The organism is Acinetobacter sp. ANC_7553, from assembly GCF_056779895.1.
In genome coordinates, this window is record NZ_JBWYIV010000007.1 from 125541 (window position 1) to 151623 (window position 26083).

The following is a 26083-nucleotide window of genomic DNA, read 5'->3' on the forward strand; positions in this document are numbered from 1 at the left end:
TAGGCACACAACAAGCATATGAAACTTTCAATTAATACATCATTAGCACAAATTTCAGAAAGCCAACATTTGGTTATTTTAGTCGACTCTGAAAACACCCATGCAGTTAAAAGCAACTATCAAATCAACAATTTAGACAGCCTAACTGAAGCAGCTCAATTCAAAGCAGGTTTCAATGAGTCTTTATCGTTATTGGGTCAAATTGAAAATCAACCGAATAGCATTTTACTTGGCTTAGGTAATGCACAAGAAGTTAAAGCTGCAAAATTAGCAAAAATTGCACAAACTATTATCAAAGCTTCACAAAAAAAATTCAAACAAATCAGTGTTGATATTTCAGCTTTGCCGAATGAATTGCACTACTTATTTGCACTTAAACTCACTCAATCTGCTTATGCTTTTGACGAGTTTAAGTCGAAAAAAAATGACTTTATACTCGAACAAGTTCATTTAATTGCATCAAACTCTACGCTAACGTCAAATCAACTCAACTTAATTCAAGCAATTGAAAGCGGTCAAAACGTTGCACGTGATTTAGCAAATCGTCCAGGAAATATTTGTTTTCCTGAATATTTAGCGGATCATGCAGTTGCATTGGCAGCAGAATTCCCAGATTTATTAAAAGTAACCGTACTAGATGAACAGCAAATTGCTGATCTTGGCATGAATGCATTCCTTGCAGTCAGCAAAGGTTCAGATCGCCCTGGACGTATCATTACTCTAGAATATCAAGGTCAACTTGAACAAGCTCCTATCGTCCTCGTGGGTAAAGGGATCACTTTCGATACGGGCGGTATTTCATTAAAACCAGGTTTAGGCATGGATGAAATGAAGTACGATATGGGTGGTGCAGCCTCAGTTTTAGGAACCATGCGCTCACTCTGTGAAGCTCGCCTTCCAATTCATGTTGTAGGTGCAATTGCGGCGGCTGAGAACATGCCATCAGGTCATGCAACTCGACCAGGTGATATCGTCACCACGATGAGTGGTCAAACTGTTGAAATTCTAAATACAGATGCCGAAGGTCGCTTAGTCCTCTGTGACACGCTGACCTATGTCAAACGCTTTAACCCAGAACTTGTAATTGATATCGCAACATTAACAGGCGCTTGTGTTGTTGCCCTAGGCTCTGTTTTAACAGGTATGTTCACACCAGATGATGAACTGGCAAATGAACTTTCTCAAGCTGGTGAACAATCATTTGACCGTGTATGGCGTATGCCTGTCTATGATGACTACCAAGAACAGCTTGACTCTCCATTTGCCGATATTGCCAATATTGGTGGTCCAAAAGCTGGTGCTGTTACAGCTGCTTGCTTCTTGCAACGCTTCACGCGTGAATATCGTTGGGCACATTTAGATGTTGCTGGTACAGCTTGGACATCTGGCGCAGCAAAAGGTGCAACTGGTCGCCCAGTTCCATTATTGGTTCAATTTCTCGCAAATCGCGTAAATTAATGTCTAAAATCAGCTTCTACTTATTTGAAAAGAGTCCAGAACGACAGGTCCAAAGTGCCTGTCGTTTATGTCGAAAAATTCTGCGTCACCCTGCAAAAATATGGATTCATTGTCCAGAATTGAGCATTCAAAACGAACTCGATGATTTACTTTGGAGTTTCGATCCGCAGAGTTTTTTGACACATGGCATTGATGATCAATCAGCAGCTATTTGTATTTCGTCTAAGCTCCCTGAAACTCAGGAATGGATCGTGTTTAATTTTCACATTCATGCACTTGAAGATCCTTCACGTTTCAGTCACATTATCGAAATTATTGAAAACAACGAAGCTGCCAAAGAAATTGGACGAGAGAAATATAAAACCTATCGAAAATTAGGTATCTCACCTCAAACACATAAACTTTAGCGCGTTGTCATTGGAAAAAGGAGAATCACGGTGGCCATTAATGTCGGTCAAGATTTTAAAAAACGTTGGTTGAAAGCGCCAGAAGCGGTTCGCCAAGCTTTTATCGACGACCTTAATCGCATCAGTGATTTACTCGAACCTCAAACTCAACCAGAGCAATGGTTAGACCATGATAATCGTGCCCAGCAAGTGGCTCAATTGAAGGTTGAACAGGCTTATGCAGATGAAAAAGCACGATTAATTGAAGAAGCTCGTATTCGTAAGCAAATGGCTTTAGAAAAATCATTAGCAGAAAAACGTGCACTGCAAGAGGCTTATAATCAAAAGCTTCTACAAGATGAATATCTTAAATTTCAACAACAAACCGATTCGCTCGTACAGTTACGACAAGTGATTGATGCAGAAATCGATGAATATACTGAAAAATACCAAAAAGTGACTACACCCCATCGGGACTTTTCAGGAAACTCTCCCGCGCATTTATCAATTCATCAAGATTTAGATACGATTCGTTTACGTCTCGAGCTTGAAGCTGAAACCATGATTGAAGATGCCGTACAAATTTTTAAATCAAAACTCCAAGCAGCAGCAAAAGAAGAGATCGAACTTATTTTAAAAAATACATCTCTACCCTCTTAGAGGCTCGAACGGTGGATGCTTAGTGTCATCAAAATGAAACATATTTGTCACACCATGAATGTGATTTAAATGCTCTCTGCGATTTGACGGACATGAGGAAAGTATCACCATGGATCTTTTAAGCAACATCTCTGAACGAATCACTCATTTGAAATCTGGCGAACATGTCACGATCAGTGCTCAAGAACTATTGATTAGTCGAGCAGATTTTCAATCGGTTTTAGTGTATTTAAAACATGAGTCAAAAAAAGGCGACTTTTTAATTCAAGATGAAGCTTTGGTAGAGAATTGGTTTGATCGCACATCACTCACCATTAATAAAATTTAAAAGAGCCCACTGAGAGCTTTTTTTATCAGGTTTGAAGTATCAATTTAAGCAAAAAAATCTAAAACGGCTGAGAATATATTTCCCATGCCATACCCCATACCTAGTAAAAGTGCGATCCAAATCCAAGCACCAATAATATTGTAAAACATGAAACTGCTATAGCTCATATATCCAGAGCCAGCAGCGAATGGTGCGAAAGAACGTACAAAAGGGATAAAGCGCGCCATTAAAATGGTCTTACCACCATGTTTTTCGAAATAAGCATTGGTTTTGGCAATATACTCAGGTTTTAACCAACGTGAGTGCTCGCTAAAATATTTAATACCAAGCCATCGCCCTGTATAGAAATTGAGAATATAACCTAGGACTGAGGCGATAAATAATAACAATCCCATATAGTGCAAATGAATCAACTCAGTGGTCGAACATAAAGCACCGATGGCAATGAGCAAACTGTCCCCAGGTAAAAAAAACATGAAAACGGAACCATTTTCCGCAAATATCACTAAAAATAAAATTGCGTAAATCCATACGCCATATTGCTCTAATAAACTCGGTAAAAGCTGCTCCAAATGCAGTAAAAAATCAATCATTCTGAAGTTCTCTGAGCATGTTGCTTTCTCCTTTAGATAGATTGTATACCTAATTTATTTAAACAAAAAAACAGCCTAAAAATTTAGGCTGTTTTCTATTTTAATCATTTTTTAACGTAAAAAGCCATTCTGTGCTAAAAATTCCATGCTCAATTTAGACTCAGGTTTATGTTCAGCAGCCTTATCCCCAAGCAATAAACGTTCAATATATCGTGCAAGTACATCGACTTCTAAGTTTACTTTAGTCCCAACTTTCCACGTACTAATATTGGTCCGCTCTGCAGTATGAGGAATAAGATTTAAACTCAACACATTGCCACGTAGATGATTGATTGTAAGACTAATTCCATCAACTGTGATGGAACCTTTCTCCGCTAAATATTTTGCAATTTCAGGCGGGGCCGTTACCTCAAAATAGAGTGAACGTGCATCTTGACGTTGCACCGTAATTTCACCAACTACATCTACATGTCCACTAACAATATGACCACCAAAGCGAGTTGTTGGTAACATCGCTTTTTCTACATTGACGGTTTGCCCAACCTTCCAACTCGATAAAGTTGTACGATGAATACTTTCAAGTGACACATCTGCTTCGTACCATTGATTGCCCCATGCAATAACAGTTAAGCAGATGCCATTAGTCGCAATAGAATCACCCAAGTGAACATCAGACATATCAAGATCAGTCTGTATACGCAAGCGGATATCACCACCTACATTTTGTAAACTTTCGACTTTTCCTAAACTTTCTACAATGCCTGTAAACATAATGGGTACTCTTAAATTTGTTCTATTTTTACCATAAATCCAATTGTTCAGCGACGCCTGTAGTGTCAACACCACCCAATTCAGCATAGTGGTGTAACTGACCAAGTAACTGTCGAATTGGCGGTCCTGATTTTGCGTGCGTGTCTGTAATCACGATAAACTCAAGAACGCGCGCACGCTCAGACTGACGCTGCTTACTCACACGATATCTTGGAACATCTTGAGTCAAAATGGTGACTCGTCCACGCTCTAAATTCGCTTTAAGTAAATCACCAGCCTCAATATTTCCATCTGTTGAATAGCTGGTCAAAATATAGCGTGCATTAATGGTTTGCAAAAGCTTTTCATACGCTTCTTTGGCATGTTTAGAAGAATTGTATGGGCTTGGTCGTTCTTTACGCCAAGCACGGTCGATTCCGCTCTTGAAACCCTTAGTATCTGGACTTGGTAAATCTACCTGATCCCATAAAGTCAAAGCATTCAATACATGATAGTTGCTACTATACGCATGCTGATTATAGGGTGGATCCAAATATGCCACATCGACTTCGAAACCACTCATTTGGTTTGCTAAGTGTTGAGCATCCACACACCACATTTCAGCTGCTGGGCCTGTCAGATTTGAATTTTCACAAAAACGACTTGGGGTCAGCCATAGTAATGATTCAATTCGCTCTAAAGCCGTCTGAGTTTTACCGCCCCAGCCGTGATGGAAACTCTTAAATACGCCTGACGTATTACTCACAAAACTTGCTGAATACAATAAAGGTGCAAGTAAAGCGCTCATTTCCACATCATCAATTGCACCTTGAGCTTGCCAAGTTGCAATTTGTTGACGAATTGCATCAATCCGCATGCCATTTCGACGTTTGAAGAATAAACGGTCTCGTGAAGGATCATAGATCTCATCATTACGAGGACAGAGATTGTGTGTTACCCATCCTTTAACTTCAGGCAAGCGATTAAGATAATCAATTGCTTTCTGATATCCGCCTAATTCTTTAAAAGCAGGAGCTTCAGTACATGACAATATGGCATGATTAAGTGCGTGGCTGTAAGGCTCCCAATCGTTCGCTATTACTCGGTAGCCATTTTGACGAGCCAAACGAGAAACCACACCGCTTCCAGCAAAAAAGTCCGCAAAGATAGGCGCTCGACCTGAACTCGTATTCAAAGTTCCAGTGCTTTCTAATGCCTCAAGAATCAAATGTAATAAACGACGCTTGTTGCCTAAATAAGGCACAAGTTGATTAAACAAATACTCATCTGTCGTACGTGCTGCATGGCGACGTTTATGATAAACCGTTGACTCTGTACTCATAGCGACTCTTGATCAGGGATTAATTTTAAACGGATGTCATCACCTAACTGAGTTACATCTTGAAGTTTAAAACGGAGTTGTTCTGTCATTTGTTTAAATTCAGCATTAAACATTGGACGAGCTGATTGACCTAATAGTGTAGGCGCAATATAACTAATCAATTCATCTACCAAATTTTCCTGCAAAAATGCAGTAGATAGGGTTGCACCAGCTTCCACCATCACATCATAGATTTGAAAATCTTTTAAAACTTTTAGCAACTCAACTAAGGGCTGAACTTCGAGTTGAATCACGCCAAGTTGTGCAAGCTCTGCTCGAAATGGCCCCATGACCATGACAGTATCAGGATTCTCTAACACTTTAGCATCTAAAGGTAAGCGACCTTGACGATCTAAAATCACACGTTTAGGCTGCACAACTCGTTCTAATTGAATATTCGGTAAAGCTCGGACATTCAACTGACAATCATCAGCCAACACTGTTTCAATACCCGTGATCACCGCACCAGAAATTGCACGCCAATGTTGAACATCCTGACGTGCCAATTCACCTGTAATCCACTTCGACTCCCCTGAAGCCATTGCTGTACGACCATCGAAACTCGACGCGACCTTTAAACGTACATAAGGTAATCCCTTAGACATAGCTTTAAAGAAGCCTAAGTTCAAAGGATGCGCTTCCAACTCACAGATCCCGACTTCAACGTCTATACCTGCCTGTTGTAGGATAGCCACACCTTTACCAGCAACCAATGGATTAGGGTCTGAACAAGCCACTATCACTTTTGCAATGCCCGCTTCGACCAAACCTTTCGCACAAGGAGGAGTACGACCATAATGCGCACAAGGTTCTAATGTGACATACGCGGTTGCACCCTGTGCTTGCTCCCCTGCTTGACGAAGTGCAAACACTTCGGCATGTGGTTGCCCAGCTTGGGGGTGAAAGCCTTCACCAATAATCTGTCCGTCTTTGACAATGACACAACCTACATTAGGATTTGGTTTTGTCGAATATTGACCTTGCTTCGCCAATGCTATTGCACGACGCATCCACATTTGATCTTGATCGATCTTTTGTTGCGAGAACTCAGACATTCATAACCTTGAAGTTGAATTTGGGGCGAGATTAATGTTCTTGATCTCGGTGTTGCATTTGTTCGATTTGACGGCGGAACGCTTCTACATCTTGGAAATCTTGATATACAGAGGCAAAACGTACGTATGCGACATGATCGAGTGCAAATAAAGCCTTCATTACAATTTCGCCTATAGTACGCGAACGCACATCACGTTCACCTAGTCGACGAATTTGAAGTTGAATATCACTGACCACCGTTTCAATTTGTTCTTGTGTCACGGGACGTTTTTGTAAAGCATGCATGAGTGAACGACGAAGTTTCGCTTCATCATAAGGTTCATTTTTACCATCGGACTTAGTGACACGAGGCATCACCACTTCAAAACTTTCAAAAGTTGTAAAACGCTCATTACAACTAATACATTCACGACGACGGCGAATTTGGCAGCCTTCAGCAGCTAAACGTGAATCAATCACCTTACTATCAGCGGCGTTGCAAAATGGACAATGCATAGCAGTTTAATTGAACAAATTCTATTTACACCAAGTGTATCAAAAAATTCTGCTCATGTTGAGCTTTCATCAATATATAGCAAAAAAACAGCCCCAAAGGGCTGTTTCACACTATATATTGATTTTTGTGTTTAATCGTTATTCAACACGCTCACCATGTTGACTTAAATCCAGACCCATACGCTCATCGTCTGACTCAACACGAATACCGATGATTAGATCAATGACTTTTAAGATGATGAATGTCAGGATTGCTGAATAAGCGATTGTTGCAAGAACACCTTCAACTTGTACCCATAATTGGCTTAATACGTTTGTAGGTGCTGCATCGCCCATGATGAACTCACTTGCAAAGAATGCGGTTAGAATTGCACCGACGATACCACCAACACCGTGAAGTCCAAAGGCATCTAATGAGTCATCCGCTTTCAATGCACGTTTTAATGCAGTAATACCCCAGAAGCACACAACACCACCAATAAGGCCCATGGCCAAAGCACCACCTACTGTCACGAATCCAGCAGCTGGCGTAATCACAACCAGACCAGCTACCGCACCTGATGCCGCACCCAACACTGAAGCTTTGCCACGAACGACTTTTTCAGTGATTAACCATGAAATGGCAGCAGCGGCAGCAGCAACTTGAGTTACAACTAATGCATAACCTGCTGAACCATTTGCACCTAATGCAGAACCACCATTGAAACCAAACCAGCCGACCCAAATTAAACTCGCACCAATGACAGTCAATGTAAGGTTATGTGGTGCCATTGATTCTTTGCCTAGCCCCATACGCTTACCAAGCATATACGCCGCAACTAAACCAGCAACACCTGAGTTAATATGAACAACAGTACCACCTGCAAAATCAAGTGCACCATCGTTACCTAACCAACCACCACCCCATACCCAATGTGTAATAGGAGCATAGACAACCACCACCCAAATTGCGATAAACGCAACAAAAGCACTGAATTTCATACGCTCAGCAATAGAACCACTGATAATGGCAACGGTAATGATTGCAAATGTCATCTGGAAGATGACAAATAAAATTTCTGGAATTGTTCCACTCAATGCTTCTGTAGTGATACCAGACAACATAAATTTATCTAGACTTCCAATAAAGGCATTACCTTCACCAAAAGCAAGTGTGTAGCCAACCACTACCCAAGCGATACTGACCACCGCAGCAGCGACAAAGCTGTGTGCCATGGTACTTAAGACATTTTTTTTACGTACCATACCGCCGTAGAACAGCGCTAAACCAGGAATGGTCATGAGTAAAACGAGTGCAGTTGAAACTAAAATCCAGGCAGTGTCACCCGTATCAAGAACTGCGGCTTCTTCAGCAGGAGCTTCTTCTGGAGCTGCTGGTAATGTTTCAACCAAATTAGAATCTGTAGATGAAGCCTCAGTTTCAACAACTGCAACTTCAGTAGAAGTTGGTTCTGACACTGCTTCTTCAGCCCATGCGACAGAACCACCTAAGAGTGCGCCAGACAAGCTCAGCGCCATTAGCATTTTTTTCATTCGTATCCCCCAACCTAGTTTTTGTGAGTTATTCGCTACTCAGCAAACTTCATGCCAAATTAAACTGCGTCAGCACCAGTCTCACCAGTACGGATACGGATAACTTGTTCTAGATTCGTCACGAAAATTTTTCCGTCACCAATTTTGCCAGTACTAGCTACACGTGTAATTGATTCAATCACTGAATCAACCATTTCGTCACTGATTGCGATTTCAATTTTTACTTTAGGTAAAAAATCAACCACATATTCAGCACCACGATAAAGTTCAGTATGACCTTTTTGACGACCAAAACCTTTTACTTCAGTTACGGTGATCCCTTGAACGCCAATTTCAGAGAGTGCTTCACGCACGTCATCTAATTTGAATGGTTTTACAATTGCTGTTACGAGTTTCATGTTGTTTTCCTTCGGCTTTTTTCACCAGTAAGGTTTTATGTTCAAATTTCATGCCAAACTTCATAATGGTTGGGGATATTAATCAGCCAGCATGAACTTATTTATAACCTATTTTATACGCCTACACGGTCTTATGTTCTAAAAATATTGGGAATTTTGATGGATTTTTTTTATGTTCTTATTGGTTTAACCTATGAAATGTAGTTAACACTAGGGTCAATCCAAAACGGATGTTAAACTTCAATGTTGATGACTTATTATTCGGAAGAACTATGATTGAAACTTTATTACAGGCAATCTTAGAACAGGTTGACCAACCCAAAAAAGATTTAGAAAAAAATGTGAGAGCGTTGTTAAACGAAGCGATTAGTAAAATGGATTTGGTTTCTAAAGAAGAAATCGAACGTCAGAAAACTGCACTAAACAATGCCAATTCCCGTTTAACAGAACTTCAAACGCAATTAAAATCACTAGAAAGCTTAATTTCCGATCAAAAATAAGCAACATTGCACCAATACAGTGCTTAAACACAAAGTCAGTGATTAAAAATAAAGCAATTCTAAAAATAATATAATAATGGTTCAGTTTTATGTCATTTGCAAAAATTTATACCCGAGGTCTTCTTGGTTTACATGCACCACTGATTGAAGTCGAGGTTCATGTCAGCCAAGGATTACCTTCACTCACCATTGTAGGTCTTCCAGAAGCTGCTGTTCGAGAAAGTAAGGATCGTGTCCGTTCTGCAATCATTAATAGCGGTTTTCAATTTCCAACCAAACGGCTGACGATCAATCTAGCCCCTGCTGATTTACCCAAAGATAGTTCAAGGCTTGATTTACCTATTGCTTTGGGGATTTTAATCGCTTCAGGGCAACTACATGATCAAAGTATTGACCGTTTTGAATTTATAGGTGAATTGGCACTCGATGGTCTGTTAAGACCTGTAACTGGAACTTTGACAATCGCAATGGCATGTCAAACCGCAGGTCATGAGTTAATGATTCCTGTGAGTAATTTGGATGATGCAGCACTTCTTCCCAATTTTGAGGTGTATACAGCCAAATCTTTAAAAGATGTTTGCCAGCACTTTGATCAGTCGAGTCCAATTCAACCCATATTAGCGAATAAAACGATCCAACCTCAAAAAAATCGATTTGATCTCGCTGATGTCAAAGGTCAATTACGTCCAAGACGTGCCTTAGAAATCGCAGCAGCTGGTGGACATTCGATTTTATTTAAAGGCCCGCCAGGCACTGGTAAAACACTGCTTGCCTCAAGATTGTCTGGCATCTTGCCCCCATTAACCAATCAAGAACACTTAGAGGTCGCAAGTATTTACTCCATTGCAAATACACCTTATCAATTTGGTCATCGCCCCTTTAGAGCGCCACATCATACGGCATCCGCTGTGGCCTTGGTTGGTGGTGGATCACACCCTCGACCAGGTGAGATCACCTTAGCCCATTTAGGTGTACTTTTTCTCGATGAATTACCTGAGTTTGACCGAAAAGTCTTAGAAGTATTGAGGCAGCCTCTTGAGTCGAAAGAAATCGTCATTTCCAGAGCATCAAGACAAATTACTTTCCCAGCTAATTTTCAATTTGTCGCTGCAATGAATCCATGTCCATGTGGATATGCCTTCAATCAAGACAGTCGTTGTCAATGTTCACCTGAATCAATTAAGCGCTATCAAAATCGAATTTCTGGCCCTTTACTAGATCGGATTGACTTACATATTGATGTGCCACCTTTACCTCCCCAAGACATGCAAAGCACTACACCGATGGAGAATTCTGAAACAGTCAGAAAACGGGTGATTCAGGCCTATGAGTTGCAAATTCAACGACAAGGTGTGACAAATCAAAATCTAAGTTCTCAACAGCTTGATCAAGTGGCTCAACTAGATGATTCTGCAAAAAAGATTATCGCTATGGCTCAGCAACGTTTGAATTTATCAGCACGTTCTTACCACCGAATCTTACGTGTCGCTCGTACAATTGCTGACTTAGCGAGTTCTGAACATATACAAACAGCTCACTTAACCGAAGCACTCTCTTATCGTAAACAGGAATAAAAAAAGCGACTCAGTTGAGTCGCTTTTTTTATTTGAGTTGAGTTTAGAAGCTATAACCCAATGCTAATACCATTTTATTCTTTAAATTGTTTCCATAACGATCATCACCACCAATAATATAATTCATGCTTGCTGTGACACCTGTTTCCCCTAAAGCTTTACTTAGACCAATATCAAAGTGACGGAAATTAAAACTTTCTGACTCTGGTGTTTCTGCAACATACTTACCGTCTTTTTCATAAACATATAAACCCAAAGCTGTGTCCAAGCTAAAATCGTTTGGTAGAGGATAACTATATGTAGCTTTTAAATATGTGTCTCCAGCGTTCCCCCAACCTGTATCTTCCAACAAAGTTTGAGCAGTTACTCCAACATCTTTGTAATTCAGACCAAGTAATAATTCAAAGCCATCATAAACTGACGTTTCAACGTCATAATAATAGTAATAAGTTGTACCTACAGTAAAACCAGTGTTTTCATTGATTGAACCGTTGTAACCCACATAAAAATTATTTTCCATTGGATTGGTAGTACCGTAAGCATCTGTACCTAACGTAGATGTCCACCACCCTGCGTACAATCCAGAACTATGGCTATAGTCTAATCCACCTTGTAATGTAGCTTCAGTATTTTCAGGAGCTGCCGTATTACCACGCAATATATAACTTGATAAAACACTGATATTACCCGATACAGAATGCGGTGAAGTTGGTACCTCAGCAAAACTAAATGTTGATGCAGATGCTACAACTGCTAGACCCAATGCTTGAATTGCTAATTTCATATTTATGTTCCCCCACATCATGATTAGATGCTTTTTCGGTTTATTTGTTGAACTCATATGTGAATTAGCAATAGCTATGCCAAAGTTAAAGGTGTTTAGATACAAAGGAATTAAAATAACGAGATAAAATAATTTAAATTAATGATTTTATTATTATATTTGTTTAAATTTCTTATTTTTAAAAATATTCAAAGAAATTTTTTTTGACGATTTACCTGAGTTAAAGACATATCTTTTTAGATCACACATTCATTTACAACTTGCCTCATTTTAAGGCTATTTTTTAATCAACCTTACAGTTGGAGTATCAATTTAGTGCGTCACAAAAAGCAAGTGATCTCTGAAGCACATTAAAATTAAATAAAAATGAACTGAATAACTATCATTCTTATTTAAAATCCTTTATTCATCCTTGTCTGCTTCTAGAGTTACAAAAAAAAACGTGCCAGATTGACTAAATTAAATAAAAAAAAGAATATCAGGTTAAAAATAAATATATGTTATTAATAGTTAAATTTAATTTTATAATAATTTTAATCTTTAATAATTCACAACTTAGTTTAATTTATATACTTTTTGCTTATGACTTTAGGTGCGAAATTGTGAATAATAGAGCCAATTTTGTTATACATTACGTATACAAATACTAAACATTAACCATAATCATTTTGTATGAGGCTCTCTCCCAATGCAAAAATTCCAAAAACTAAGCTTAGCAGTTCTTATTCAAACTGCTTTAATTTCTACTGCATTTGCGAGTGAGCAAAGTGAATCAAAGGGATTCGTAGAAGATGCTGAAGGATCAGTATTATTCCGTACAGGTTTCTTGCATCGTGATAAAAAGAACGGTGTCGAAGATACCAGCTCAGCAGCTCAAACAGCCATGGTTAAAATTGAGTCTGGTTTCACGAAAGGTATCGTTGGTTTCGGTGTTGGTGTTATTGGTGATGCTTCTTTCAAAATAGGAAAAAATGGTCACACAGGCAATCAAATGATTCCTGTTAAAGATCAGTTAAATTCAGATGGCACTAAAGATGCATATGATCACTGGGCTAGAGGTGGTGCATTTATAAAAGCTAGAGTATCAAACACTACTGCAACTTACGGCACTCAAGTTTCTGAAATTCCTGTAATCGCAAGTAATACAGCACGTTTAACTCCTGAATATTACACCGGTCTCTCCATCGTTAGTAACGAAATTGAAAACTTAAGTTTATATGCTGGAAAATTTACAAAAAATCAGTGGTCTAACGAGATTAGTTCTGATGAACAAGAATTAGATCGTGCAGTCTATTGGGGCGCTAAATATAAGTTTAATGATCAACTAAATACTTCGTATTATGGCGTTGATGTTAAAAATAAATTAGACCGCCATTATGCGAATATAAGCTATACCCAACCTTTAAAAAATGATTCATCACTAGTTTTCGATGCTATGGGATATCATACTAAATGGGCTGCTCAAGCAGCTACTGGATCACATTTAACCAATGATCTAAAAGATCGTCAAAATACAATTTGGGGTGTCTCAGCTACTTACAGTAAAGATGTTCACAATGTCATGATAGCTTATCAAGACAATGCTGGAAACACAGGCTATGACTATGCTTATAACAAAGATGGCTTACAAAGTATTTGGGTTCCTAACTCGTATTTATCTGACTTTAATAGTAATGATGAGAAATCTATAGGTCTTCAATATAACTACAATTTCAAAAATCATGGTTTAGCTGGTCTGAATTGGACGACTGCTTTTGTGTATGGTTGGGACATTGATTTAGCCGATCGAGATAACCGTACTCAAATTATCGATCAAGCTGAGGAACATGAATTCTTCAATCAAATTAAATATACCATCCAAACAGGTGCTTTGAAAGATGCTAGTTTACGTTTGCGTCATTCATACTTGCGTGGCAGTGACTCATTTAATAACCCTAATTTCACAAGTGAAGGAATTGGGGACACCAACGAATGGCGTATTTGGTTAGACATCCCAGTGAAATTATTCTAATTTTCAACTAAAAAGATCAATAAAAAAACCTGCACTTTGTGCAGGTTTTTTATAAAAGCTACAAGATCAAAGTTTGTAGCTTTATTTATACATCAGGCAAATTATTTGTTTGCTTCTGCATAAGCAGCAATTGAGCTTAACACTTCTTGTTTAGCAACATCTGCACCTTCCCAACCACTTAACTTGACCCACTTACCTGGCTCTAAGTCTTTGTAGTGTTGGAAGAAATGTTCAATTTGACTAATCAATAAAGGAGGAAGGTCAGTATATTCTTGAACATCTTTATAGATTGGCGTTAATTTATCGTGTGGTACAGCGACAAGTTTCGCATCAACACCACCATCATCTTCCATATTTAATTTACCCACTGGACGGCAACGGATAACCGAACCTGGTTCTACAGGATGTGGAGTAACAACTAATACGTCTAATGGATCGCCATCAAGAGATAATGTATTTGGTACATAACCGTAGTTTGCTGGGTAGAACATTGCAGTACCCATGAAACGATCTACGAAAAGTGCATCTGAATCTTTATCAATTTCATATTTAATTGGTGCTGCATTTGCAGGGATCTCGATAATTACATAGATATCGTTTGGTGCATCTTTACCTGCAGGGATATTACTGTAGCTCATAGCAAACTCTTTACTGTCAGTGTTCATTAAAATGGGGTTGATTATAACGCTTTATTCAGCAATCATCATTCGATTATACAAGCTGAAGATGTATTTTAGGTATGGTGTTAGTCTGTTTTTCTTAGAGCAATCGAATAATTAATAAAAGCAATAAGATCGGACAAAGCATTGATAAGAACCAAACAATTGATCTAAGGGTCGCCCAATTACATAAATAACAAATCCCATAGATGATTCGTAAGACGATATACGCCGAACCTAATAAAATCACTAATTGTTGTTGAACAACCATATACTCAGCCATCAAAACTGCCGCAATAAATAATGGCAAACTTTCAAAGCTATTTTGCTGCGCAGCATTCGCTCGAGCCGCTAAGCCTGTGGTTTTAGACATGAATTCACGCGGATTTTGATTATCCTGCCCTTTGAAACCACCTGCAATTTTAGCAATGACTGTAAATAAATAAGGGAGTAAACAAGCAATTAAAATAAGGTAAATAACACCTTCAATACCGTGCATGGATTTCAGTCCAATGATTTAAGCTGGTTTTATCTTAGCATGATGTTTGTGCGATAATTTTAGTTAAATTATTTTGTTTATTAAAATTCTGAGTAATGGCATGACCAATTCTGACCAAAAAAAGTTATTTGATGTTCTCGAGTTACAAAAGCAACATCAAAAACGTGTCGATCGTGTGCTTTATATCGTTCTTCCGATTATGGCTTTCTTGATCAGCGTAATTTGTGCCAATATGAATTGGCAATCGACTCTCGGCACATTGCTGGTTCTCATCATCGCCTTTATCGCGGTAGGGATTAAACGAGCAAATAAATGGATCTGGCTGAGCATTATTTCAGTATATAGCTTAGTTGATATTTACTTCAGTTATTCAGGACAGTTACCGAGTTCTGCTGTAGGACGTCATTTAGGTACAATGCTGACATTCACATTTATTATTGCAACAGCGCGACCTTATATCGACCGTTGGCTAATGAAAGAATAAAATAAAAAAAAGCGCCTTACGGCGCTTTTTTTATTTGAATTATTTGCGTAAATCTTTACGAAGGATTTTACCGACATTCGATTTTGGCAATTCATCCATGAATTCAACATAACGAGGACGCTTATATCCTGTTAAGTTTTCTTTCGCAAAAGCTAACACTTCTTCTGTTGTTAGTGATGGATCTTTCTTCACAACAAACAACTTAGGCACTTCACCTGATTTTTCATCAGCCACACCAATCGCTGCAACCTCGAGTACTTTAGGATGTGTTGCAATTACTTCCTCGATTTCAGATGGGTATACGTTAAAGCCTGATACCAAGATCATATCTTTCTTACGATCAACAATCTTGAAGTAACCACGAGCATCCATGATACCGATATCACCAGTACGGAAGAAACCATCTGCGGTCATCACCTTAGCTGTTTCATCTGGTCGGTTCCAATAGCCTTTCATGACTTGAGGACCACGAATTGAAATCTCACCTTGCTCACCTTGTGGAACTTCATTGCCATCGTCATCCAATACAGCGACATCCGTTAAAGGTAATGGGATACCAATCGTACCGCTAAACTCTTCAGATGCCGGTGGGTTTGCCGTTGCAATAGGTGAAGTTTCAGAAAGACCATAGCCTTCAATAATATTTGTACCTGTGATTTTTTTCCAAGCTGCAGCAGTTGAAGGTAATACAGCCATACCACCTCCCATCGCCATTTTTAATTTGCTATGGTCAAGTTGTTTGAATTCTTCATTATGAACGAGTGCGTTGAATAAAGTATTCACAGCTGGGAAGAAACCAGGCTGATATTTGCGTAGCTCTTTAATGACTGCAGGGAGATCACGAGGGTTAGGAATCAATACGTTTGCTTGACCCTTGTACATACCATAAAGTGCACAAACCATGAATGCAAAGATATGATAGAGCGGTAATGCACAGAAAATGCGATCGTCGCTCGCACCATCTTGAGCACCAAATTTAGATTGGAAAATACCATCTGCTTGCATTAAGTTTGCCACAAGGTTGCGATGTGTTAATTCCGCACCTTTTGATACGCCTGTTGTACCACCTGTATATTGCAATACAGCAGTGTCGCTCAACGTTGTTGCTGGACGCTTATAATGTGCAGAACTGCCTTTAGACATCGCAGTCGTAAATTTAACATGTCCTGGGATACTCCAAGCTGGAATTTGCTTACGCACTTTACGTAAAACAAAATTCACGAGTGTACCTTTTAAGGTACCTAACATATCACCTACTGTCGCCACGATCACATGCTTAACTGGCGTTTTACCAAGAATTGATTGATAAACAGAAGCGAAGTTTTCAATAATCACAAGCGCTTCAGTGCCTGAGTCATTCAATTGATGCTCAAGTTCACGAGCTGTGTAAAGTGGGTTCACGTTTACAAGAACTAAGCCCGCACGGAATACACCAAGTGCTACCACTGGATATTGCAGTACGTTTGGCATCATGACCGCTACGCGAGAACCTTTTGCTAAACCAAGGCTTTGAAGATAGGCTGCAAATTGACGGCTCGCCGTATCAAGTTCATTGAACGTTAATGTTTTATCCATAAAGATAAAAGCATCACGCGAACCAAATTTCTGGAAGTTTCTCTCAAAAATATCAACAAGAGAGGTATTTTCTGGTGGTAATTCTACTGTTTGTGGAATTCCAGTTTTTTGGTATTCAGCGAACCAAATCTTTTCCATAATGCCATATTCTCCAATTAGTAATACTTGGTTTTAAACTCTTATTTTCGATAATGTATTGAGCATCTTATTTAATTTATTGCTCAATAAAGCATCCATAGCCATAAATACATTTCATATATAACGTATTTTGTCGACTAGATGCTAGCTTTATCTTTGAATGAAGAGTCTATTTGCTTTTTGATAACCTCGTGGTAATACCTGCCCTTTTGAAGCACGTTTACCGATGTATTTCAGCAGATCATCACCTTTTAATTTCAATTGTTGTTGTCCAGCAACGACCTGAAGCACATCATCCAAGTTAAGTGTTGTCATAGACACAATGCGTTCCTTTGCATCCAACTGCATCAATTTATTACCTTTTCCTTTATTGAGCATTGGTAATTCTGTCAGCTCTGTCAGTAATAATCGTCCAGAACTGCTGAGTACAGCGATATGTGTACCATCAATTTGTTGCAATGGCATTGCGCTTGCATCATCTGCAAGCGTTAAAAACGCTTTACCCGCTTTAGCATTGGTGTCCAATTGTTTCGCTTGTGTTTTAAAACCATATCCTTTGGAGCTGATCGCTAATATTTCCACCTCATCTTCAGCAATCAGAATTTGTTGGAAATTTACTCCATTTGCTGGCGATAATTTCGAGCTTAATGGTTCACCTAAGCCGCGCGCTGAAGGTAATCCTGTAATTGGTAATGCGTAACTTCGACCAGATTGATCTAATACATACACTTTTTGATTAGATTTACCTTGTGCATGACTTAAATATTGATCTCCTGCACGGAAATTGACTTTATCTAGATCGATCTCATGTCCTTTCGCACAACGAATCCAACCCGCTTCCGATAAAATGACAGTGACAGGATCAGCTGGCATCAAATCTTGTTCACTAATCGCGGTCGCTTCTTCACGCTGAACAATTGGAGATCGGCGATCATCACCAAACTTTTTCGCATCTTCTTTTAATTCTGAAATGATCAGATTTTTTAAAGATTCAGGATTCGCCAATTGCTCTCGAATCACGGCTGCTCGACCTTCAAGCTCTTCTTGTTCACGGCGAATTTCCATTTCTTCGAGACGCGCCAAATGACGTAATTTAAGCTCTAGAATGGCTTCGGCTTGAATTTCATCAATACCGAAATGTGACATTAACACTTCTTTCGGATGATCTTCCTCACGAATAATGCGAATTACCGTATCAATATCTAAATACGCAATTAAAAGTCCCGCCAGAATATGTAGACGTTTTTCAATTTTATTCAAATGGTATTGCAAACGTCTCGTCACAGTCGTTTTACGAATTTCAATCCATTCCAATAAAATACGACGGATTGATTTTACTTGTGGACGACCATCAGCACCAATCATGTTCATATTGACGCGGTAGCTCGACTCAAGATCGGTCGTGGCAAATAAATGGCTCATGACCGCATCTGCATCGATACGATTTGAACGCAAGACAATTACCAAACGTGTTGGACATTGATGATCTGATTCATCTCGTACATCACTTACCAACGGTAATTTTTTTGCCTGCATTTGATCAGCAATTTGGCTGATAATTTTAGAGCCAGAAACCTGATATGGTAATTCACTGATGACAATTTCATTTTTTTCAACCGAATATACCGCACGCATGCGATAACTGCCGCGCCCAGTGCTTTGTAATTTCAGTAATTCATCAGCAGGTGTAATAATTTCTGCTTGAGTCGGTAAGTCTGGACCAGGAATATATTCAGCAACTTTTTCATCAGACAAATTCGGGTTACGAATCAGTGCAATGGTACCCTTAACAACTTCCCGTAAATTGTGTGGTGGAATATCTGTTGCCATTCCCACCGCAATTCCCGTCGTACCATTTAAAAGAATATTCGGTACGCGTGCTGGTAAATTTACAGGCTCTTTTAATGAACCATCAAAGTTATCTTGCCAGTCGACAGTTCCTTGACCTAACTCAGAGAGCAGGACTTCACTATATTGTGATAGTTTGGCCTCGGTATATCGCATTGCAGCAAACGACTTTGGATCATCTGGTGACCCCCAGTTGCCCTGCCCTTCAATAAATGGATAACGATAACTAAATGGCTGTGCCATTAAGACCATTGCTTCATAACAAGCAGAATCACCATGCGGATGATATTTACCTAAAACATCACCAACTGTACGTGCTGATTTTTTGGGTTTACCACTATGCTTTAGACCAAGCTCGCTCATCGCATATACGATACGGCGTTGTACAGGTTTTAATCCGTCACTAATATGAGGCAATGCACGATCCATAATCACGTACATCGCATAGTTTAGGTAAGCTTGTTCTGTAAATTCTGCTACAGAACGATTCTCTGTCGCTTGGTGCGCAAGGCTTGTCATTGAATCGTGAAATCCTAATGAATGAATAGTTTAAGGGTGTATGCTAGTCTCCCAAACTGCGAAGAACAAGCAAGGTTGGACACTTTGTAAAGATAAAATAACAAAAAAAAGGCCAGTTGGTTTTATTTCATTTTAAATTGGACTTTTTTCTTGTATCCAATTAATTTTATTGAATATACAATAATCAAAACACAACTTTATAACGAATGCTTTTACATACGCTCATCGTATGAACGGAACAAACATGCATAATTACATTCCTTATGATCTTCGCTCAAAATTATTTCAAATTGACCCTAATCTAGATGTTCATTGGCAAACGCGTTTAAAAAATATTTTTAATAGTGTTCCCGCACCAATACAAGGTCTGATCCAGGAACAATTCCTGACTGCGAAGAATATTTACTGGGATCAACATCGACAATCATTCACTTTTAAGGGCATTGTTGGTCTTCAGGATTTAAGCAGTCATTTAATCTCACCGAAAATGCGAACTTTGGCTGAAAAGATCGCAGCCACTTTAGAAACGCTTAAATCATATCAAGACGTAATTAAAATCGCCGATTACTTAGAAACTGTACAAAATCAAATTGATCGTATTGAAACAGAAGAAGATCAAAGTTTTCTTAGAGACAAACAACTCCTACGAAAAACTTTTTTATATGATGCTGCAAATATCATCAAAACACTCGACTTAAATGTTCCTGATAATTGCCGACATTTAACAGCTGAAGAAATTCGTACTTTTATTCTTGAAGTTCATATTAAACATCAAATTTTAGGCTATTGGTTCAAAACCATCCTCCCGAGACAACTGAAGCAAATTAGCCATCCATTATTCCAGGACTTTATTATTCAAGAACAAAAAATTCGTGATTTTGATGTGATTGAAAGCAGTCAGTATTTATATCTGGTCGCGACCATTCATGACTTTAGACAGAACCCATATTCTATCCGCCGCTTTTTAATGGAAGAAAAGCTAGGTCTTGAAGATCGTGTTTACCTAAATGGCGTGGTGTTGGATAAGAAACGTTTAAATGATCCAAGTTATTTAGAACAATTTAAATGGCAAGTCAGTCGAATTATTACGATTCAACGACAGATCACGACTCCTATTTTGGATCTGATGGAAAAATTTCATAACGTCAATTTTGATCTGTTATTACCGTTACTCAAAAAACCGCTCGATGCTTCTGGATTTTCAGTCGAACAAGTCATTAACGAGCGCCTTTTAGATTTCGAAAAAGCTTTAACTCTTGAGATCTTGCAACCTTTTCAATATGCACTGCGTCATTCAATTCGTCACCCTGATGAGTTTGATTATTGTTTTATCAGTATGCATCGTCTGTTCTCTGATATTGCGAGTTTTTATAAAGACTTTTCAAGTGAACCCATTATTGCCTTCAATACTCAAGCTCAAATTTTCGAATATAAAATTTTATCCTATTTAAAATTGATGGAAAAACGCCGTCATACCATTTTTGTGAGTTTAGATGCAGAGTCTTATGCGGCAAGTCATAGCAAATCTCAAGCAGCGATTGAGCAAGTCAAAACGATTATTGCCGATGCTCTAGACCAACATAAAGTCAATCAAATTGCTTTCAATCAGAAAAAAAGAGAACTCGAAAGCCAATCAAACAAAGGATTCTTTCAAAAAATGTTTGATAAAACTGAAAAGTTAAAATCGGAGCTTGAAGCGCTTAAATTGGCTGGAATTAATAATCGACGAATTGCATATTTAGATCTCGTGAAAGTGCCTAAAAAACATGATGAAACGACGGTGTACCTTGAGTTTGAAAGTTTGATTTCAATTAATCAGACTGAGCGTCACTATGCTTTTGTCAATGGCGACAATGGGGTATCAGCCTTGCCTATTTTAATTCAACTCCCTGAAGATAAAGAAAAATTCAATCTTCAGCAAGTGTCGAACACATTACATTTTGACTTAACTAAAGCACGTCAAAAATGGGTCTAAAAAAGAGGAGCTTAGCTCCTCTTTTTTCACAGATTTACATCCCCATAGACTCAAGTGTCTTACCTTTGGTTTCCTCACCGAGCACCAAGATCACGGCTGCAACTGCCAATAATACAGCGGTAAACATCATAAATACTTGGCTAAATCCATTTGAAGCCACCATCATATGGGTAACCACTAAAGGTGCAACAATCCCACCAATACGCCCAATTGCTGCTGCCCAACCTGATCCGAAAGCACGAATATTTGCAGGATATTGTTCAGGCGTGTAGGTATATAAAACGCCCCATGCACCAAGATTAAAGAATGACATCAAGCATCCCCAGAACATGATCATCGCTACGGTATCAGCCTGCCCAAAGAAATATGCTGATACTGCACACATTGCAATAAAGCCTGAAAGCGTCGCTTTACGCCCTAACTTTTCGACGAGCCATGCCGCGACAATATAACCTGGCAATTGTGCTAAAATCATCCCGAGAACATATTCAAAAGACTGCACAATGGTATATCCCTCTTTGACTAAAAGACTTGGTAACCACGTGAAAATACCGTAATACGAATAAACAATCCCAAACCAAATTAACCACAACATTAAACTGCGCTTTGCGAAACCGGTTGACCATAACTGACCAAAACTGACATTTGAATGTGTTGAAACTGGTTTCACTTCAATTTTGTCGATGACTTCAACACCACACTGCCGCTCGATTTTTTGTACAATCGCGTGCGCTTGATCAATACGACCTCGATTGATCAAGTAAGGAATAGATTCCGGAACTTTTTTTAGAATAACGAAGACATAAAGTGCAGGCAAACCACCCAATAAAAATACAACATGCCAATCAAATTTAGGGATGACGAAATACGAAACCAGTGCAGCACATAACCAGCCTAGCCCCCAGAAGCTTTCAAGTAACACAATAAAGCGACCACGAACATGGGCTGGAATGTATTCACTCACTAAAGTCACGGCAACTGGTAACTGTCCGCCTAAGCCTAAACCTACAATAAATCTAAAGATTAATAACCATGTTAAATTTGGTGCGAAAGCACAAAGAGCTGTTGCTATACTATAGATGACCAAAGTTGTAGCAAATACTGCTTTACGCCCGATTCGATCCGCCAGTCCACCAGAGAATACTGCACCTATCGCCATTCCCACAAAGCCGATGGATACAACCCAACCTTTTTCAGCAGGCGTCATTTGCCAGTCTTCAGCCATCTTCGCCAAGATAAAGGAAATTAGTCCAGTATCCATTGCATCAAACATCCAGCCTAATCCAATCACCCACAACAAGGTGTAGTGAAATTTACCAATAGGTAAACGCTGTATTCGTGAGATTAAATCCATAGCATGCTCTCTGTGAGGAGTGATTTAAATACAACCAATGACAATCGCTGTTTTCTCAACACTGCTTTTTTTTTATTTTCTAAAGAACCATATAAAAATGACCGATCACATTATCGGCCATTTTGAAAGATGAGTGTAAAAAGTTTAATTTACATCTTTTGATGACGCCGACTGTTCATCATCATCTTTATAAATAAATTTTGGCATTTCAAGGCCAAAGTAAATTGCGATACAACGCAATGTGAAACCAAAAACAAGAGTAGAAATAATGGTGATATCTTGTGAAAAACCGACTTCGATACAGCCCCAATAGAAAATGACCGCAACAAAAGAAATACTGGCATAAAGTTCGCGACGGAAGACTAAAGGCACATCGTTACATAAGATATCTCGTAAAATACCCCCTGAAACGCCTGTCAATACACCTGCCACTGCACAAACCACGAAACCCTGTTCCATTTGAATCGCAATTTGACAACCAATAATGGTAAAACCTATCAGACCTAAGGCATCTAGAAGTAAGAATACCGAACGTAGATGTCGCATCCATTTTGCGATAAAAATCGTAAATAATGCTGCACAACATGTAAGTACTAGATATTCAGGATGTTTCACCCAAGTTAAAGGATAGTGCCCTAGCAAAACATCACGAACTGATCCTCCGCCCAAAGCAGTCACACAGGCAATAATAATGACACCAAACCAATCCATACTTCGTCGACCTGCAGACAAGGCGCCTGTCATCGCTTCCGCAGTAATCGCAATAATATAAATAACGGTGAGTAACATTGCCCTACTTCCAAATGAGGGTTTTTAATGCGCAATATTCTAAGTTAATTAAAAATTAATTCTAGAGAAATCGCGCACAACATTGCTTAAATTTTTTTCCTGATCCACAAATACAAGGCTGCTTCATCGTCACAGTTTGATCTGTCGTTGGGTCTAAAAAATGCCACTGTCTATTGATGAATACGAAATTTGAGGTTTCATGATGGACATGTACCTGATCGACATGTTGGTAATGTGCTTTGAATTCAACTTGAGCATGGGTTTTATCCAGACGAGGTAAATGCTGAATAACCTCTAATTTTAACCACTGATTGCTCATCGCCCAATCCCGAATGGCAGCAATGTCTAAATGACTTTGCTGACCTGATGCTGTGGTACTCACAATATAGTCGATTTCATGTTTAGCGAATGCACTATAGCGAGAACGCATGAGCTGTTCAGCACTTTCTGCATCACGCTGACCACGATGTAAAGGTTCACAACAGTGTGTATAAATTCCACGCCCGCAAGGACAATTGAGTTCGGACATCAATATTCCAAAAAAAATAGCACCTAATCAGATGCTATTTTAACTGAGTTTAAATCATTCTGATGGGTCTTGTTTTACGATGGGTACAATATGTACTTTTTCGATTTTATGACCATCCATTGTAACCACCTCAAATAGATATCCTTCTGCTTCAAAGGTTTCTCCATTTTCAGGTAAATGTCCTAAATGGAATAAGATATAACCAGACAGCGTAGAATACTGTTCTGACTCATCAACTAAATCACGATCAAGCAATAATGAAATATGACGAATATCAGTTGAACCCTCGAGCATGAGTGAACCATCCTCTAAGCTTTCAACTGCAGTTTCTATTTCATTTTCGTTCGGGAACTCACCGGCAATCGCTTCTAAAATATCAATCGGTGTTGCAATACCCTCAATGGAACCATATTCATTGAGCACAATCGCCATTTGTAAGGGTGCCTGACGCAATTGATCCATCACCATTAAGACTTGAGCGCTTTCATGGACAATGACAGGCTCTCGAATGTGTTTTTCGAAATTAAAATCGCCTGATTCAATATAGTCATTCAAAACGTTATGCGTGAGCACCACCCCAGCAATATTGTCTAGCTCGCCATGTGCAACGATCAAACGTGAATGTTTCATAGAAAGCACTTGATGTTTAATACTTTCAGGATCGTCATCTAAATCGATCCATTCGAGTTCTGGACGTGGGGTCATTAATGATTTGACTGGTCGCTCAGATAAACCTAATACTCCTTGCAACATCACGCTTTGGTATACAGCATTCTCATCCGAGAACATTTCCTCTACCAACGCTTGGGTAGCCAAAACATCATCCGTATTTGCCGATTGAGCATCTGCCGTTTTTGACTTACCACCAAGCATACGAATGACGGCAGATGCTGTTTTGAAACGTAAATCAGTCGTTGTTACCGTTTTTTCTTGGTTACGGCGCATCAATTGATTTAAAAACTCAATCAGGACAGAGAAACCAATTGCAGCGTATAGATAACCCTTCGGAATGTGGAAGCCTAGGCCTTCGACAACCAATGAGAAACCGATCATCATCAAGAAACATAGACACAGAATCACCACAGTTGGATGCTTATTCACAAAGTCCATGAGGGCTTTAGAGGCCCATAGCATGATTCCTATCGCAATAATTACGGCGATCATCATGACCGAAAGATCTTTGACCATACCGACTGCTGTAATCACACTGTCGAGTGAGAACACTGCATCCAATACCACGATCTGTACAATGACCATCCAAAATGCAGCATGAACAGGATTTTCTTCTTTAACATGAACTTTACTTTCTAGACGTTCATGTAGTTCTAAAGTTCCCTTCATTAACAAGAAAATACCGCCAAAAATCAAAATAAGATCTCGGGCTGAAAACGGATGATCAAAGATATGGAATAATGGATTCGTTAACGTGATAATCCAAGCGATTGACGCCAAAAGGATTAGGCGCATGCCAAGCGCGAGCGTTAAGCCTAAAATTCTGGCTTTATTGCGTTGCTCAGGCGGCAGTTTTTCCGCCAAAATCGCGATAAAGACGAGATTATCAATCCCGAGAACAATTTCTAAAATAATTAAAGTTAAGAGTCCCACCCATGCGGAAGGATCAGACATCCATTCAAAAATCATGAGTTACACTCCCACGTTTCAGGAAGATGGGATTCATTTAAACCAAAGTGATGAGGCAAAGTTATAAATGCAGTATTTAAATTTAGAAAATAAATAATATTTTGTTCTATTGAGCGATGTCGATCACTACTCATATTGATGTATTGGTTGCCGAACAGATTTTCAG

At 39.0% G+C, this 26083-nt stretch carries 25 protein-coding genes; 9 read left to right on the forward strand and 16 right to left on the reverse strand.

The genetic code is table 11. The annotated features are described in order from the left end of the window. The first annotated feature begins 18 nt into the window (after positions 1-18). The 4 genes from AC1M9I_RS07315 (at position 19) to AC1M9I_RS07330 (ending at position 2832) form a co-directional block, all read left to right on the forward strand. Positions 19-1458 (forward strand): leucyl aminopeptidase, encoded by a 1440-nt coding sequence (locus AC1M9I_RS07315; protein ID WP_481593225.1) that lies wholly within the window; start codon positions 19-21, stop codon positions 1456-1458. Continuing rightward, positions 1458-1865, forward strand: coding sequence for a DNA polymerase III subunit chi (locus AC1M9I_RS07320; protein ID WP_092767347.1), 408 nt, complete (start codon positions 1458-1460; stop codon positions 1863-1865). Before AC1M9I_RS07315 ends, AC1M9I_RS07320 begins: the two co-directional genes overlap by 1 nt. Before the next feature lie 30 nt (positions 1866-1895). Beyond that, positions 1896-2504 carry a cell division protein BlhA gene (blhA, locus tag AC1M9I_RS07325; RefSeq protein WP_481594779.1) on the forward strand — a complete coding sequence of 203 codons (609 nt, stop codon included), beginning with the start codon at positions 1896-1898 and terminating at the stop codon, positions 2502-2504. 109 nt (positions 2505-2613) lie between these two features. Beyond that, on the forward strand, positions 2614-2832 hold the full coding sequence (locus AC1M9I_RS07330) for a hypothetical protein (RefSeq protein WP_481593223.1): 219 nt from the start codon (positions 2614-2616) through the stop codon (positions 2830-2832). A gap of 44 nt (positions 2833-2876) precedes the next feature. Here the strand turns inward: AC1M9I_RS07330 and AC1M9I_RS07335 are convergent, their stop codons facing one another. The 7 genes from AC1M9I_RS07335 to glnK form a co-directional block, all read right to left on the reverse strand. Beyond that, positions 2877-3425, reverse strand: coding sequence for a VTT domain-containing protein (locus AC1M9I_RS07335; protein ID WP_481593222.1), 549 nt, complete (start codon positions 3423-3425; stop codon positions 2877-2879). 111 nt (positions 3426-3536) lie between these two features. Then, positions 3537-4196, reverse strand: a complete 660-nt coding sequence (locus tag AC1M9I_RS07340) for a riboflavin synthase (protein WP_092767353.1) — start codon at positions 4194-4196, stop codon at positions 3537-3539. 28 nt (positions 4197-4224) lie between these two features. Continuing rightward, the gene (locus AC1M9I_RS07345; RefSeq protein ID WP_180028158.1) at positions 4225-5517 is read right to left on the reverse strand and encodes a DNA adenine methylase; all 1293 of its coding nucleotides are present in this window, start codon (positions 5515-5517) and stop codon (positions 4225-4227) included. Next, positions 5514-6611: a bifunctional diaminohydroxyphosphoribosylaminopyrimidine deaminase/5-amino-6-(5-phosphoribosylamino)uracil reductase RibD gene (ribD, locus tag AC1M9I_RS07350; RefSeq protein WP_481594780.1), complete on the reverse strand. Its 1098-nt coding sequence runs from the start codon at positions 6609-6611 to the stop codon at positions 5514-5516. Before ribD ends, AC1M9I_RS07345 begins: the two co-directional genes overlap by 4 nt. 31 nt (positions 6612-6642) lie before the next feature. Further along, positions 6643-7107 carry a transcriptional regulator NrdR gene (gene nrdR, locus AC1M9I_RS07355; RefSeq protein ID WP_035263879.1) on the reverse strand — a complete coding sequence of 155 codons (465 nt, stop codon included), beginning with the start codon at positions 7105-7107 and terminating at the stop codon, positions 6643-6645. 138 nt (positions 7108-7245) lie between these two features. Next, entirely contained in the window at positions 7246-8640 is a 1395-nt protein-coding gene (locus AC1M9I_RS07360) for an ammonium transporter (RefSeq protein WP_035263878.1), read from the reverse strand. Between the two features lie 59 nt (positions 8641-8699). Continuing rightward, on the reverse strand, positions 8700-9038 hold the full coding sequence (gene glnK, locus AC1M9I_RS07365) for a P-II family nitrogen regulator (protein WP_004650081.1): 339 nt from the start codon (positions 9036-9038) through the stop codon (positions 8700-8702). A gap of 272 nt (positions 9039-9310) precedes the next feature. Between glnK and AC1M9I_RS07370 the strand changes: the two genes are divergently transcribed. Both AC1M9I_RS07370 and AC1M9I_RS07375 read left to right on the forward strand, forming a co-directional pair. Further along, a complete protein-coding gene (locus AC1M9I_RS07370) occupies positions 9311-9538 on the forward strand; it encodes an accessory factor UbiK family protein (protein WP_035264082.1) in 228 nt (75 codons plus the stop codon). 89 nt (positions 9539-9627) lie between these two features. Further along, a complete protein-coding gene (locus tag AC1M9I_RS07375; protein WP_481610867.1) occupies positions 9628-11112 on the forward strand; it encodes a YifB family Mg chelatase-like AAA ATPase in 1485 nt (494 codons plus the stop codon). A 43-nt stretch (positions 11113-11155) separates the two neighbouring features. On the opposite strand, the gene AC1M9I_RS07380 is transcribed toward AC1M9I_RS07375, so the two are convergent. Beyond that, positions 11156-11896, reverse strand: coding sequence for a TorF family putative porin (locus tag AC1M9I_RS07380; RefSeq protein ID WP_180028850.1), 741 nt, complete (start codon positions 11894-11896; stop codon positions 11156-11158). A gap of 688 nt (positions 11897-12584) precedes the next feature. Here AC1M9I_RS07380 and AC1M9I_RS07385 point away from each other — a divergent pair. Continuing rightward, the gene (locus tag AC1M9I_RS07385) at positions 12585-13907 is read left to right on the forward strand and encodes an OprD family outer membrane porin (protein WP_092767367.1); all 1323 of its coding nucleotides are present in this window, start codon (positions 12585-12587) and stop codon (positions 13905-13907) included. Positions 13908-14008: 101 nt separating this feature from the next. On the opposite strand, the gene ppa is transcribed toward AC1M9I_RS07385, so the two are convergent. Continuing rightward, positions 14009-14545: an inorganic diphosphatase gene (gene ppa, locus AC1M9I_RS07390; protein WP_005233448.1), complete on the reverse strand. Its 537-nt coding sequence runs from the start codon at positions 14543-14545 to the stop codon at positions 14009-14011. A gap of 121 nt (positions 14546-14666) precedes the next feature. After that, a complete protein-coding gene (locus tag AC1M9I_RS07395) occupies positions 14667-15065 on the reverse strand; it encodes an MAPEG family protein (protein WP_035268067.1) in 399 nt (132 codons plus the stop codon). Between the two features lie 100 nt (positions 15066-15165). Between AC1M9I_RS07395 and AC1M9I_RS07400 the strand changes: the two genes are divergently transcribed. Then, positions 15166-15549, forward strand: a complete 384-nt coding sequence (locus AC1M9I_RS07400) for a hypothetical protein (RefSeq protein ID WP_035268065.1) — start codon at positions 15166-15168, stop codon at positions 15547-15549. Positions 15550-15588: 39 nt separating this feature from the next. Here AC1M9I_RS07400 and AC1M9I_RS07405 read toward each other — a convergent pair whose 3' ends face one another. Together AC1M9I_RS07405 and parC are read right to left on the reverse strand one after the other, a co-directional pair. Next, entirely contained in the window at positions 15589-17262 is a 1674-nt protein-coding gene (locus tag AC1M9I_RS07405) for a long-chain-fatty-acid--CoA ligase (protein ID WP_035268112.1), read from the reverse strand. Between the two features lie 150 nt (positions 17263-17412). After that, a complete protein-coding gene (parC, locus tag AC1M9I_RS07410) occupies positions 17413-19629 on the reverse strand; it encodes a DNA topoisomerase IV subunit A (RefSeq protein ID WP_481594782.1) in 2217 nt (738 codons plus the stop codon). 244 nt (positions 19630-19873) lie between these two features. On the opposite strand from parC, the gene AC1M9I_RS07415 reads away from it, so the two are divergent. Beyond that, positions 19874-21604, forward strand: coding sequence for a hypothetical protein (locus AC1M9I_RS07415; protein WP_481593219.1), 1731 nt, complete (start codon positions 19874-19876; stop codon positions 21602-21604). Positions 21605-21638: 34 nt separating this feature from the next. Here the strand turns inward: AC1M9I_RS07415 and niaP are convergent, their stop codons facing one another. The 4 genes from niaP to AC1M9I_RS07435 all read right to left on the reverse strand — a co-directional run bounded on the left by niaP (position 21639) and on the right by AC1M9I_RS07435 (position 25917). After that, positions 21639-22958 (reverse strand): niacin transporter NiaP, encoded by a 1320-nt coding sequence (niaP, locus tag AC1M9I_RS07420; protein WP_481593218.1) that lies wholly within the window; start codon positions 22956-22958, stop codon positions 21639-21641. A 144-nt stretch (positions 22959-23102) separates the two neighbouring features. Continuing rightward, complete coding sequence (locus AC1M9I_RS07425; protein ID WP_035268119.1) at positions 23103-23747, reverse strand: trimeric intracellular cation channel family protein; 645 nt, start codon at positions 23745-23747, stop codon at positions 23103-23105. Positions 23748-23808: 61 nt separating this feature from the next. Further along, on the reverse strand, positions 23809-24279 hold the full coding sequence (locus tag AC1M9I_RS07430; RefSeq protein WP_481593217.1) for a YchJ family protein: 471 nt from the start codon (positions 24277-24279) through the stop codon (positions 23809-23811). A gap of 51 nt (positions 24280-24330) precedes the next feature. Next, the gene (locus AC1M9I_RS07435; protein WP_035268121.1) at positions 24331-25917 is read right to left on the reverse strand and encodes a TerC family protein; all 1587 of its coding nucleotides are present in this window, start codon (positions 25915-25917) and stop codon (positions 24331-24333) included. Positions 25918-26083: the final 166 nt, after the last annotated feature.